We start from the raw sequence: 13,650 nt of genomic DNA on the forward strand, positions 1-13,650 counted from the left end.
CCCGCGCTCGACTCGGCATGCGAATTACAACTCATCTCTGATCCGCACGGCACCTTCGGCCGTCGGCTGCTGCCGACGGGTTCGCCAACCACTGCCCAGGTGCCCGGTATGGCGCCAATACGCGCCTGCCACCAACACCTGAAATTCGCCCAATTGCAGGAGTCGGGAGACAAATTGCCCAGGCGTGAGGCGGCTGACCCATTGCCCGTTTTCATAAACGACCGAACGGGTCAGCAGCAGATCCCGTTCGGCGTCTGAGTACACTGGCGTGTATTTGAGCAACTCATGGCCGGGCGTGGAGTAGTAATACCCACGAATATCGAAACCTTGGTTTTTCAACTCGTGGGTGTGTGCATACACCAGCGCGGGTTCGGCGAAATTACTGCGGATCTGTTCGTTGTCAGCGACCAGCAAGGTATTGCCCGACAGGCTGAATTGATGACTGGCCACGACGGCATAACCGTCAGGGAAGCGCGGTGCCGGTCGGCGCCAGTCGGTCGCAGGGTCCTCGGCAGTACGGAAAAGACGCAGACGAAGATTTTCCTCGTTGGCGAACCACGCAACAGGCTCCAGCGGGACAAAGCGCTGGCCGGAGTCTTCCCCGAGAACCGCGCCCTCATAGCCGGTCCGAGCGAGTATTTCATTGTCGGTCCGTTGCTGGGCATAGCGGGCAGCATCGTCGGGATGCTGGAAGATCGGTCCCAGCGCCGGAACCGGATGATTTTGCCAGTGGCGCTCACGAGATATCTCGGCCAGACCCGGTTGCCAGCCCTCCTCGACCCGACCACGGCGAGACCAGCAGGCGCTGGTTTCAATGACATGCAGGTCACCGGCTCGCGCCATCCGATTTACGTATTCGACAAGGCTGAAAGTGCCCTTGCTGTTGTTGCGTTCATCAATCGCCGCCTGCTCCATTGACACAAAAGCGTTGGGGCGCAATTCCACTTGCCCGAACCGGTCGAAGAATGTACCGGGCTCGAACGCGTGCAGTTGCAGCCTCAGCAGCGCTCCGTCGGCGCAGGAGAAGTAGATCGGCTTGTAACCCTGTGGCGTACTGGCCCGTCGACACGCCTGCTGGACTTCGCTGGGCATGATCAGCACATGCCGAATATCCGTGGATCGTGCGCCAAGCGGCGGCAGGACGGCGCGCAGATAAATCGAATCCAGCAGAAAGCCTGATGGCAGTCGCCCGTGCTCGAAGATCCGATCCAGCGCCAGCGCAGACCGTTGTGCAGTCAGCGGCAGACTGGCAAGAAACACACCGCCGACCGAGCGCAGGATGACGCCGAAAGTCTGCGTATCGCGGCTCACCGCCAGCTCATGGACATATCGAGCGGCCGCATCCGCCTGAAGGTATAACGGGCCGCACACCGCCGCAGTAGCGGCTTTGCTGTAATCCGTCACGATCTGCAGGTCGGCTGAGAACGGCACCCAGCGCGATACTTGCCGGGGCAGGCCCCACAGGTCACTACCGGTGACGACCTGCAAATAACCTGTTCTGCCGAGCGAGTCTATCCAGTCGATCGGTTTCAATTCACCGCTGTAAAGGCGCTGCTTGATGGTCTCGCCATCCAGTGATGCGGGCAGGCTATTGCTTGCCGTCAGGGCAATCGACAGATCGGCGCGCAGACGCTCCCACAATCCAGGCTGATAGCGAATCGTCGCACCGTCCGGCGCAAACAGGTATTCATCCCAGACCACAGGCTTGCGCGTGAATGCCGAGTACAAGGTATCGACCGACAGCATGTTCAAGTAGATCTGTTTGTCGATGGCCGAAAACGCTACCGACAGCTCCCTCGGGACTCTGGAGCGGTAACGCGCAACGATCCGGCAATTTTCTGGAAACAGTCCGGCAGCGCGAGTCTCGTCGGCGATGATCTCGCTACTGTCGAAATTTTCGCGTGTCACTTCAATCGGCGAGGTAGCGACGTAGAGGCCGTCGGAGCGTTTCAGAATGACACCGCCATAGAGCTTGTCGGTGCTCTGCGGCAACAGCGATCGGGCATGCACCGCCGCATCGTCGGCACTGTGAAAAACCGGCCCCAGGGCGCGTCGCTGCAGATTTGCGTAAGGCTGCCAGGTTTTCTTGACCAAACCCGGCCGGTCCCAGCACAGACTCGTACGCAGCACGTCAAGTTGACCACTGTCGACCACGGTGTGCACGAAGTCGGATGGCAACAGCTTTTGCGCAGCGAGATCGTCCTTGAGCGTTTGCAGCGTCGTCTGCGAGCTGTCGTCGTAGAACAACTTGCTGGAGCTGTTGAACACATACCTGAGCAGAGCACCATCACCAGTGGCGATATACAAAGTTCTGTGCCGGCCAGTGGCGACGACCGGGCGCCGCTCGGAGAGATACATGGCAACGGTCAGCGTCTCTGGCGTGACGAAGTAATGCGCGAGCCAGTCCTGGGGATGGCGCAAGGTTTCCCCGATTCGCTGGTGCATGTAATACACGGCATGCAGGTCGAAGCCATCCGGGTACTGATACCAGGGAGCTGTCCTGCTGGAACTGAACACCGACTCCTGACGAAACAGATTAGTGCCGCTATCGCTGACGGGTATCAGCTCGCTGGTGATGTATTCCTCCCGCCCCACGTGCTTGAGAATGAAGCCGAACCAGGTTTTCTTCTCGTCGTGCAAATGCACGTCAGTACTGGATTGACTCAGTGCTGCCTCGTCCGCCGAGGAAAACACCGCACCAAAGAAAATCCTCGCAGGACGCTTCCACGGCATTGTTGTAGCGCCAGGCGCAGGCACTTGCGTTGGCGGATATGGCTGCAAAGAAAGATCTGGCAATGACGGTTTCGGTAACGTCGGCAGCGGCGGCTCAGACTCGCCTGGTTCAGCCACTGACGCTATTGGCAGGCTCCAGTCAGCGCCGATTTGCCCGCGATAGCCCCACAGTGCGTGATCGATCAGGTTGAACAAGACGCCGGCCTGCGCCTGTTCACGCACAAAGGCCTGTGGCCGTTCAGTGCCGTTGCGCAGCGCACTGACAAGCTCGCCCGGGTGCTTGCCAGTGCCGAGGCGTCTGGCCAGCTCCCTGGCGACGATGGTGGTGTAGGGCTGGAACCTGATCAGGCTGTCGCCGGCACCAGAGCAATACAGAGCGATCCCGTCGACCAGGGTCTGCCGCAGCTCGTCAACGTTGAGCATCTGCACATCCAGCAGAGCCTCGGCACGGGTCCAGCGCAGATACCGGATATGCACCGGGTCAAGTTGCGAAAGCGCAACGTGAGCGACATAACGCGCATGCATGGTGTGGTCGTCTGGAAACACCGGCCGACCGTGATTGTCCAGAGGATAAAGCCGCCCCTGGCTGAGCGTATCGATATCCCCGGGCAAGGGTTCGGTCACCACGAAACGCTTGTCGCTACGCTGAAAAACATACCCCGCGTACTGCTGATCACGGCGAATGCCCACGAGCTCATGGGCATGGCGAACCGCATCATCGGCCGCCAGAAAAGCCCGGCTCAATCGCGGCCAGGGGAAATTGGCGAAGGGCTGCCATTGCAGATCCACCGGCCCCAGATGCGCCCACAACGCACTGCCGCGCACGACCTCCAGGGTCCCGGCCAGTACCAGCATCGAAACAAATGCGCGGGTATCCAGTGTGCCGGCCAACAGCCTTGCCTGCACACCATTGTCACTGACCGTGCCGTCCGACTGCGTAACGCTCAGTGCCGCTTCGATCGAATCGCCGCTGAAGCGGTACTTCAACATCGCATGATCCTGCGCCCGCATGTACAGCGACAACGCACGCCCTGCTTGCGCCAGATGTTGGCTGCGAGCATTCGCTTCAATAGCCCAGGCGATCTCCCGGGGCGTGAAGAAGTTCTCGTAGAGCCACGGCTGGCCAGGTGGAAACTGTGCCGGGTCGGGCCGCGAGGCAAAGTAAAAGCCCTCCAGCAAATACCCCTTGGGCAGCTGCAATTGCCCTTGGGCATCAACCGGAAATATTCGCTCAGGATCCCAAGCGGCGAGCCCGGCCGGCCGCGCATGGGTGGCCACATACTCCTCGCCAACCAATTTTTTCAATATCAGGCCCGTCGTCTGCGCGCCTCTGGATTTCAACGCGGCCAGCACGGCGCGTTCGGCATTGACGCAGACACGGGTCATCAGCGGCAGTTCGGTGACTGCACCCTTTGAAAACGACGCGCCGGCCTTCCAGTCCGCAGGTACGCGCCCCACCGAGTAACCCCAGTCGGCATTCGAAACAATGACTTTGAGTTCACCCACGGTCGCCAGCTTGTTGATCACCGCCATCACGTCATAGGCCCCCGCCGGATGGCCCGACGGCCCGCCGGACTGCTGCCAGAAGAAGTAGTCGCGTTCCTCGGGCGAGCCGCTCGAGACGTATTTGAGCAAGCTGCCATCCGGGCCTGAAAGGTAAGCGCTGCGGAAAAAATCCCGCGCCGACACATCGCCAATGAAATCGCCGCCTGAATAGAAACTCATGAACAGCCGGAGCAGCGTTTCATCCTGACGCCGATTGCCATTGCGGAACTCGGCATGGATCGGCGGATGGCTGTGAACGCTGGCGACGCACCGGTAGCCCAGCGGATGAAGCATGCCGCCAAGGACATCGGTCTGCACAATTGTGCCGAAGTCAAAACCCGTGGCTTGCCCGGCGATGGGTGAAGTGGCGAGCAATTTCCCGTCCGGACGCAGCAGGATCACACTGCCGTACTCTTTGTCCGGGTTCAGTGGAATCCGCGTGTGCACCCAATAGGCGGCGTCCTCTTCAGTCAGAAAGGCCGGGCTCAGTGGCGGCAGCTTGAACGTTGCTGAAGAACTTGCGGTACGACCGGATCGGCCTGAGACATGACTCATAAAAACCTGCGCTGAGAATCGGGATGAGCGCGTGAGTGTGGGCCGTCGGTTTTCACCTGCTGTGGTACATGTTTATCGTTTCTGTATCCGCATCTGCGCGACAGTCCGCGCCCCAATCTGGCGCAACTGGACGCACCACCGCCCGACTACCGTCCCCTCCTGGTGCACGCCCACAGCGCGCAAGCGCTCTGGCACGACATTTTCTTGCTTGAACGCGACCGGGCACAGCCTTTGCAAAACACACTTTCAGTCGTTCGCATCTGCCAACCAGAAAAAATCGAATGTTCATGGAGATCGCACAATGAAGCGTCGCAGTTTGATCAAGGCTTTCACACTCACGGCATCCATTGCCGCGATGGGCATGACCTGGACTGTCCAGGCCGCCGAGACCATCAAGGTCGGGATTCTGCATTCGTTGTCCGGGACCATGGCGATCTCCGAAACGTCGCTCAAGGACATGGCGCTGATGACCATCGACGAGATCAACGCCAAGGGCGGTGTGAACGGCAAGATGCTCGAGCCGGTGGTGGTCGACCCCGCTTCCAACTGGCCGCTGTTCGCCGAAAAGGGCCGACAGCTGCTGACCCAGGACAAGGTCGCAGTGGTGTTCGGCTGCTGGACGTCGGTGTCGCGTAAATCGGTGTTGCCGGTGTTCGAAGAGCTCAACGGCCTGCTGTTCTACCCGGTGCAGTACGAAGGCGAAGAGATGTCGCCGAACGTCTTCTACACCGGCGCCGCGCCGAACCAGCAGGCGATCCCCGCCGTTGAATACCTGATGAGCGAAGAAGGCGGCAGCGCCAAGCGCTACTTCCTGCTCGGCACCGACTACGTCTACCCGCGCACCACCAACAAGATCCTGCGCGCGTTCCTGCACTCCAAAGGCGTGGCCGACAAGGACATCGAAGAGGTCTACACGCCGTTCGGGCACAGCGATTACCAGACCATCGTTGCCAACATCAAAAAATTCTCGGCCGGCGGCAAGACTGCCGTCATCTCGACCGTCAATGGCGACTCCAACGTGCCGTTCTACAAAGAGCTGGCCAACCAGGGCTTGAAAGCCACCGATGTACCGGTGGTGGCGTTCTCGGTCGGTGAAGAAGAACTGCGCGGCATCGACACCAAACCGCTGGTGGGCAACCTCGCGGCGTGGAACTACTTCGAGTCGGTGGAGAATCCTGCGAACAAGAAATTCGTCGCGGACTGGAAAGCCTACGCGAAGAAACACAACCTGCCGGGCGCCGATAAAGCCGTGACCAACGACCCGATGGAAGCCACCTACGTCGGCATCCACATGTGGGCGCAGGCGGTCGAGAAAGCCAAATCCACTGACGTCGACAAAGTGCGCGAAGCACTGGCCGGGCAGACCTTTGCTGCGCCGTCCGGTTACACGTTGACCATGGACAAGACCAATCACCACCTGCACAAGCCCGTGATGATCGGCGAAATCCAGAGCGACGGGCAGTTCAACGTCGTGTGGCAGACCGAAGGCCCGATCCGCGCGCAACCATGGAGCCCGTACATTCAGGGCAACGACAAGAAGCCGGATTATGCGGTGAAGAGCAACTGAGTCACCGGATGTCAGTCTCGCGCCTGGCGTGAGGCTGATGCAATTCCCTGTGAGAGCGGACCTTTGTGGTGAGGGGATTTATCCCCGATGGGTTGCGAAGCAGCCCCAACGCCATCAGTCGCGGTGTATCAGATCGATCGCGTCGACCGATATCACGACTGCTTCGCAGCCGAGCGGGGATAAATCCCCTCGCCACAAAGGCTCGCTCCCACAATGTCCGCGTCAAGGCGACTGACTATGCCCACTGCCCTTTTCCGATTTATCTGTGCCATCGCACTGTTGCTGCCACTCCTGGCCCACGCTGGCGATGCCGAAGACTTCGTCGCGGCCAATCCGATGCAACAGGCCAAACTGCTGGAAGCCTGGGCCGCGCAGCCCGATCCGGCGCGTATCGAATTGCTCAACGCCCTGCAACAAGGCGAGCTGACGATCGGCGGCCAAGCGAAAACCCTGCGCCTGAACAATCGCCTGCGGGGTCTGATCGACACCGCGATGGCCAGCCATCAATTGCTCGCCGCTGACAGCAAGATCCGTCTGGGCGCCGCGCAGCAATTGCAGAAAAGCGCGAAACCCGCGCAGCTGAAATTTCTCGACCGGCAGCTCGCCGGGGAAAAAGATGAAAGCGTGCATGCCGCCTTGAGCCTCGCGCTGGCCAATCTGCAACTGGTCGACAGCGACCCGGCGGTGCGCCTCGCGGCGGTACGTCTGCTCGGTGAAACCGGCGACCCGCTGGCACGCACGCGCCTCGAAGGTCTGCTCGAACCGGGCGTGGAAAGCGATGCCGGCGTGCGCACCGCCGCCGAAACCAGCCTCGCTCAGGTCAAGCGCAAATTGCTGATTGGCGAAGTGCTCGGCCAGGCCTTCAGCGGCATGTCGCTGGGCTCGATTCTGCTGCTCGCTGCCCTCGGTCTGGCGATCACCTTCGGCCTGCTCGGGGTGATCAACATGGCCCACGGCGAGATGCTCATGCTCGGCGCCTACTCGACCTATGTCGTGCAGCTGATGTTTCAGCGTTACGCGCCGCAGGCCATCGAGTTCTATCCGCTGATCGCGCTGCCGATGGCGTTTTTCGTCACCGCCGCCATTGGCATGGCGCTGGAGCGCACGGTCATCCGCCACCTTTACGGTCGACCACTGGAAACCCTGCTCGCGACCTGGGGCATCAGCCTGATGCTGATCCAGCTTGTGCGTTTGTTGTTCGGGGCGCAGAACGTTGAAGTGGCCAACCCGGCGTGGCTGTCCGGCGGTATTCAAGTGCTGCCCAATCTGGTGCTGCCGTACAACCGCATCGTCATCATCGCTTTCGCATTGTTCGTGGTGGTGCTGACCTGGCTGCTGCTGAACAAGACCCGCCTCGGCCTCAACGTTCGCGCCGTTACCCAGAACCGCAACATGGCCGCCTGCTGCGGCGTGCCAACCGGGCGCGTGGACATGCTCGCCTTCGGTCTCGGCTCGGGCATCGCCGGGCTGGGCGGCGTGGCGCTGAGCCAGATCGGCAACGTCGGTCCCGACCTTGGCCAGAGCTACATCATCGACTCGTTCCTGGTGGTGGTGCTCGGCGGCGTCGGCCAACTGGCCGGTAGCGTGCTCGCCGCATTTGGCCTGGGCATCGCCAACAAGATTCTCGAACCGCAGATCGGTGCGGTGCTCGGCAAGATCCTGATCCTCGCGCTGATCATTCTGTTCATTCAGAAACGTCCGCAAGGCCTCTTCGCACTGAAAGGACGGGTGATCGACTGATGAACCAGCCTCTGTTAGTCACGGCCACACAAAAGGCCGGGCCGAAAGTCACGCTCGCGGTCGGCGGGGTGATCCTCGCGCTGCTGATCGTTCTGCCGCTGCTGTCACTGCTCGCGCCAGACAATGCCCTGCACGTCTCGGCCTACACGCTGACCCTGGTCGGCAAAATCCTCTGCTACGCCATCGTCGCCCTGGCGCTGGATCTGGTCTGGGGCTATGCCGGCCTGCTGTCGCTGGGCCACGGTCTGTTCTTCGCCCTCGGCGGGTACGCGATGGGCATGTACCTGATGCGGCAGGCGGCCGGCGATGGCTTGCCAGCGTTCATGACTTTCCTGTCGTGGAGCGAATTGCCGTGGTACTGGACCGGCACCAGCAGCTTTATCTGGGCCATGTGTCTGGTGGTGCTGGCGCCGGGTCTGCTGGCGCTGGTGTTCGGCTTTTTCGCCTTCCGTTCGCGGATCAAGGGCGTGTATTTCTCGATCATGACCCAGGCCCTGACCTTCGCCGGCATGCTCCTGTTTTTCCGCAACGAGACCGGGTTTGGCGGCAACAACGGTTTCACCAATTTCCGCACCATTCTCGGTTTCGGCATCACCGAACCGGGCACCCGCGCGGTGCTGTTTCTGGCCACGGTGTTGTTGCTGGTGGCGAGCCTGTTCATCGGCTGGCGCCTGGCACAAAGCAAGTTCGGCCGAGTGCTGACGGCGTTGCGCGATGCGGAAAACCGTTTGATGTTCTGCGGTTATGATCCGCGGGGTTTCAAGCTGTTCGTCTGGGTGCTGAGTGCGGTGCTGTGCGGTCTCGCCGGAGCGCTGTACGTGCCACAAGTGGGCATCATCAACCCCAGCGAAATGTCGCCGACCAACTCGATCGAAGCGGCGGTGTGGGTCGCCCTTGGCGGGCGCGGCACGCTGATCGGGCCGCTGCTCGGCGCTGGCGTGGTCAACGGCATGAAGAGCTGGTTCACCGTGGCCTTCCCGGAATACTGGCTGTTCTTCCTCGGTGCGCTGTTCATCGTCGTGACGTTGTACCTGCCCAAAGGCGTGATCGGTCTGCTGAAGAAACGAGGTGAACAATGAGAGTCACAGCGAGTGCTGAATTCATGCTGGAGCCGGCGTTTTTCCCCGTCGAACCGAACAAGGACGAAGGCACCAGCCGCGACTCTATCGGCCTCGGCCAGCGCGTCGGCCCGGGCCTCGATACGCGCCACGGCACCATCCTGACCCTGGAAGACATCAGCGTCAGCTTCGATGGCTTCCGTGCCTTGAACAATCTCAACCTGTACATCGGCGTCGGCGAACTGCGCTGCATCATCGGCCCCAACGGCGCGGGCAAGACCACGCTGATGGACGTGATCACCGGCAAGACCCGGCCCAGCCACGGCAAGGCCTGGTTCGGCGAAACCCTGGATCTGACGCAGATGAGCGAAGTGCAGATTGCCCAGTCCGGCATCGGCCGCAAGTTTCAGAAACCGACGGTATTCGAAGCCTTGAGCGTGTTTGAAAACCTGGAGCTGGCGCAGAAGACCGACAAGTCGGTGTGGGCCAGTTTGCGTGCGCGCTTGAGTGGCGAGCAGAAGGAACGCATCAGCGAAGTGCTCGAGACGATTCGCCTGACCACCTCGGTCAATCGCCAGGCCGGGCTGTTGTCCCACGGCCAGAAGCAGTTTCTCGAGATCGGCATGTTGCTGATGCAGGACCCGCAATTGCTCCTGCTCGACGAACCGGTGGCGGGCATGACCGACGCCGAAACCGAGTTCACCGCCGAGCTGTTCAAATCGCTGGCGGGCAAGCATTCGCTGATGGTGGTCGAGCACGACATGGGCTTTGTCGGCTCGATTGCCGACCACGTCACGGTGCTGCATCAGGGCAGCGTGCTGGCCGAGGGCTCGCTTGAGCAAGTGCAGGCCGATGAGCGAGTAATTGAGGTTTATTTGGGACGATGAATCGGCCAGCTGCAAGCTGCAAGCTGCAAGCTGCAAGTAAAAGCCCTGTCATACCGCCCTGCCCTTGCTTTCGGCTTGAAGCTTGAAGCTTGAAGCTTGAAGCCCAACTAACGGAGTTCCGATGCTACAGGTCCAACAACTTCATCAATACTACGGCGGTAGCCACATCCTGCGCGGCCTGAGCTTTGACGTGAAAGTCGGCGAAGTGACCTGCCTGCTCGGCCGTAACGGCGTGGGCAAGACCACCCTGCTCAAATGCCTGATGGGCCTGCTGCCGGCCAAGGAAGGTGCGGTGAACTGGGAAGGCAAACCGATCACCACGTTCAAACCGCATCAACGTGTGCATGCCGGTATCGCCTACGTGCCGCAGGGCCGTGAGATCTTCGGGCGCCTCACGGTAGAAGAAAATCTGCTGATGGGCCTGTCGCGCTTTCCAGGCTCAGAAGCCAAAGAAGTTCCAGGTTTCATCTACGAACTGTTCCCGGTGCTGCTACAAATGAAGCAGCGCCGTGGCGGCGATCTGTCCGGTGGTCAGCAACAGCAACTGGCGATCGGCCGCGCATTGGCCAGCCGCCCGCGCCTGCTGATTCTTGATGAGCCGACCGAAGGCATTCAACCGTCGGTGATCAAGGAAATCGGCGCGGTGATCAAGCAGCTCGCGGCGCGCGGTGACATGGCGATTCTGCTGGTCGAGCAGTTCTACGACTTTGCTGCAGAACTGGCCGATCAATACCTGGTGATGTCGCGGGGCGAGATCGTCCAGCAGGGTCGCGGTGAAAATATGGAGGCCGAAGGTGTACGCGGGCTGGTCACGATCTAACGCGCCGGTCTAATCTGTAGCTTCCTAACGATAATCACAAAACCATGAATTCGATTGTTGCACCTGCCCTGTTTACCCCGAGCTGGCATGCCGAGCTGGAACTGGCCTACGCGCGTTTCGGCGATTGCACGCGCCCGGTCATGCGCCGCCACCTCGGCCCGCTGCGGGTGCAAAAGCATCTGTACGCCGAAGGCCCCGAGGTCTGCCAGCACATCATCGTCCACCCACCGGGCGGAATTGCCGGTGGTGATCGGCTCGATATCAGCGCGCGCGTCGAGCACAACGCCTGGGCACAGATCACCAGCCCCGGCGCCGCCAAGTGGTATCGCGCGGGCGGGCCGGCTTATCAGCAGCTCGACTTGCAAGTCGCTGCCGGCGCGACCCTGGAATGGCTGCCGCAGGAAACCATCGTCTACAGCGCCGCGCAGGCCGAGTTGAGCACAACGATCGAGCTCGAAGGCGATGCGCGGCTGTTCTACTGGGACGTGGTGGCGCTCGGTCGTCCGGCCAGCGGCGAGCGTTTTGACCTCGGGCATTTTCAGGCGCACCTGGATATCCGCCGCAATGGTCAGTTGCTCTGGCACGAACGGCAGCGCATTGTCGGTGCGGACGGTTTACTCGACTCGCCGATCGGCCTGGATGGCAATCCGGTGTTCGCAACGATGCTGGTGACCGGTGAGATAGACGCCGAGTTGCTGGAGCGCTGCCGCTCGCTGGGGCACGAAGTGCGTGGAGACTTGACGCAGTTGCCAGGGTTGCTGGTGGCGCGGTGTCTGGCCGGTGAGGCGTTACTCGCCCGCGCCTGGCTGATTGATTTATGGCGACTGCTAAGACCTGTGATGCTGGGGCGCGAGGCCATGCCCCCCCGAATCTGGAACACCTGAAATGCATTCCAACTGTGGGAGCGAGCCTGCTCGCGAAAGCGTCATGTCAGCCACCCCATACGCTGAATATGAAACCGTATTCGCGAGCAGGCTCGCTCCCACAGGGGATGTGCGCAATCAGATAATTTTTCAATCTGCCCTGATGGAACCCGAACCATGGACCTGACCCCACGCGAAAAAGACAAGCTGCTTATCTTCACCGCCGGCCTCGTCGCCGAGCGGCGGCTGGCCCGTGGCGTGAAACTCAATTACCCGGAAGCCATGGCCTACATCTCCGCCGCGCTGCTCGAAGGTGCCCGCGACGGCCAGACCGTGGCCGAGCTGATGCATTACGGCACCACCCTGCTCAGCCGCGAACAAGTGATGGAAGGCATCCCGGAAATGATCCCGGAAATCCAGGTCGAGGCGACGTTCCCCGACGGCACCAAACTGGTCACCGTTCACCAGCCGATCGTCTGAGGCCGCGCCATGACTTACAGCATTCGCGATGCGAGCCGGGCCGACCTGCCGGCGATCCGCGACATCTACAACGACGCCGTGCTCAACACCACGGCGATCTGGAACGAACAAGCGGTCGACCTCGGCAATCGCCAGGCATGGTTCGACGCGCGGCAGTTGCAGGCGTATCCGATTCTGGTGATCGTCGACCATGAAAACGCAGTGCTGGGTTACGCCTCGTTCGGCGACTGGCGGCCGTTCGACGGTTTCCGTCACACCGTCGAGCACTCGGTGTACGTGCGCAGCGATCAACGCGGCAACGGCCTCGGCCCGCAACTGATGACCGCGCTGATCGAACGCGCCAGAGCCTGCGGCAAACACGTCATGGTCGCCGCTATCGAAAGCGGCAACGCTGCCTCGATCCGCTTGCACGAGCGTGCCGGTTTCAGCATCACCGGGCAGATGCCGCAAGTGGGCACCAAGTTCGGCCGCTGGCTCGATCTGACCTTCATGCAGTTGACCCTCAATCCCGGCGCACAGCCGCCGGGTGCCCACAAGGAGTGATGTCGATGAACGCCGCCCAGTTGCGCCGCGTCAACGCTGAGAGCTTTGCCCACTATCGCCAGGGCCTGGTCGATCTGCTGCTCGACGCCGTCGGTTACGGCGCCAGCGTCGGCTTCATGGCCGACCTCGATGCCGCGCAGGCGCGCGCGTATTTCGATGAGGTGCAGGACAACATCAACAAGGGCAGCACGCTGCTCTGGGTGGTGGTGAAGGACGAGCAGGTGCTGGCCAGCGTGCAACTGGGCCTGTGCCAGAAGGCCAATGGTCTGAACCGCGCCGAAGTGCAGAAACTGCTGGTGCGCGAACACGCGCGCCGCCGTGGCCTCGGCCAGCAACTGATGCAGGCGCTAGAACTCGAAGCGCCCAAGCACAAGCGCGGCATGCTCTATCTCGACACCGAGGCCGGCTCGCCGGCAGAAGATTTCTACAAGGCGCTGGGCTACGTGCGCGCCGGCGAAATCCCCGATTACGCCTGCGATCCCAACGGCACCTATCGCCCGACCGCTCTCTATTACAAAGTCCTGCAAGGAGCCCAGCGATGATTCCTGGCCAATACCAGATCCAGCCCGGCGACATCGAACTCAACGTCGGCCGCCGCACCGTGAGCCTGAAAGTCGCCAACAGTGGTGACCGGCCGATCCAGGTCGGTTCGCACTTTCACTTTTTCGAAACCAACGACGCGCTGACCTTCGACCGTGCCGCCAGTCGCGGCATGCGCCTGAACATCCCCGCCGGCACCGCCGTGCGCTTCGAGCCGGGGCAAAGCCGTGAAGTCGAGCTGGTCGATTACGCCGGACATCGCCGGGTGTTCGGCTTTGCCGGCCGCATCATGGGTGATCTCTAAACAACACGGTGCCCG

At 61.3% G+C, this 13,650-nt stretch carries 11 protein-coding genes; 10 read left to right on the plus strand and 1 reads right to left on the minus strand.

Annotation, left to right across the window (positions count from 1 at the left end; all coding sequences use genetic code 11):
• Window positions 1-24 precede the first annotated feature (24 nt).
• Window positions 25-4,833 (minus strand): DUF4329 domain-containing protein, encoded by a 4,809-nt coding sequence (locus tag JWU58_RS24435; RefSeq protein ID WP_206421125.1) that lies wholly within the window; start codon window positions 4,831-4,833, stop codon window positions 25-27.
• A 301-nt stretch (window positions 4,834-5,134) separates the two neighbouring features.
• On the opposite strand from JWU58_RS24435, the gene urtA reads away from it, so the two are divergent.
• From urtA to JWU58_RS24485, 10 genes are all read left to right on the plus strand, one after another.
• Window positions 5,135-6,400, plus strand: coding sequence for an urea ABC transporter substrate-binding protein (gene urtA, locus JWU58_RS24440; protein ID WP_016771886.1), 1,266 nt, complete (start codon window positions 5,135-5,137; stop codon window positions 6,398-6,400).
• Window positions 6,401-6,637: 237 nt separating this feature from the next.
• Window positions 6,638-8,140 (plus strand): urea ABC transporter permease subunit UrtB, encoded by a 1,503-nt coding sequence (urtB, locus tag JWU58_RS24445; RefSeq protein ID WP_206421126.1) that lies wholly within the window; start codon window positions 6,638-6,640, stop codon window positions 8,138-8,140.
• On the plus strand, window positions 8,140-9,219 hold the full coding sequence (urtC, locus tag JWU58_RS24450; protein ID WP_110644924.1) for an urea ABC transporter permease subunit UrtC: 1,080 nt from the start codon (window positions 8,140-8,142) through the stop codon (window positions 9,217-9,219). The genes urtB and urtC overlap by 1 nt, the downstream gene beginning before the upstream one ends.
• On the plus strand, window positions 9,216-10,085 hold the full coding sequence (urtD, locus tag JWU58_RS24455) for an urea ABC transporter ATP-binding protein UrtD (RefSeq protein ID WP_125917526.1): 870 nt from the start codon (window positions 9,216-9,218) through the stop codon (window positions 10,083-10,085). The genes urtC and urtD overlap by 4 nt, the downstream gene beginning before the upstream one ends.
• Before the next feature lie 121 nt (window positions 10,086-10,206).
• Window positions 10,207-10,905, plus strand: coding sequence for an urea ABC transporter ATP-binding subunit UrtE (urtE, locus tag JWU58_RS24460; protein ID WP_056787636.1), 699 nt, complete (start codon window positions 10,207-10,209; stop codon window positions 10,903-10,905).
• A 44-nt stretch (window positions 10,906-10,949) separates the two neighbouring features.
• Entirely contained in the window at window positions 10,950-11,789 is an 840-nt protein-coding gene (locus JWU58_RS24465) for an urease accessory protein UreD (RefSeq protein WP_206421127.1), read from the plus strand.
• A gap of 156 nt (window positions 11,790-11,945) precedes the next feature.
• On the plus strand, window positions 11,946-12,248 hold the full coding sequence (gene ureA, locus JWU58_RS24470) for an urease subunit gamma (protein WP_003221215.1): 303 nt from the start codon (window positions 11,946-11,948) through the stop codon (window positions 12,246-12,248).
• Window positions 12,249-12,257: 9 nt separating this feature from the next.
• A complete protein-coding gene (locus JWU58_RS24475) occupies window positions 12,258-12,791 on the plus strand; it encodes a GNAT family N-acetyltransferase (RefSeq protein WP_122610386.1) in 534 nt (177 codons plus the stop codon).
• Between the two features lie 5 nt (window positions 12,792-12,796).
• Window positions 12,797-13,333: a GNAT family N-acetyltransferase gene (locus tag JWU58_RS24480; RefSeq protein ID WP_024011401.1), complete on the plus strand. Its 537-nt coding sequence runs from the start codon at window positions 12,797-12,799 to the stop codon at window positions 13,331-13,333.
• A complete protein-coding gene (locus JWU58_RS24485; RefSeq protein ID WP_024011400.1) occupies window positions 13,330-13,635 on the plus strand; it encodes an urease subunit beta in 306 nt (101 codons plus the stop codon). The genes JWU58_RS24480 and JWU58_RS24485 overlap by 4 nt, the downstream gene beginning before the upstream one ends.
• Window positions 13,636-13,650: the final 15 nt, after the last annotated feature.

It is taken from the genome of Pseudomonas atacamensis (assembly GCF_017167965.1).
Classification (GTDB): domain Bacteria; phylum Pseudomonadota; class Gammaproteobacteria; order Pseudomonadales; family Pseudomonadaceae; genus Aquipseudomonas; species Aquipseudomonas atacamensis.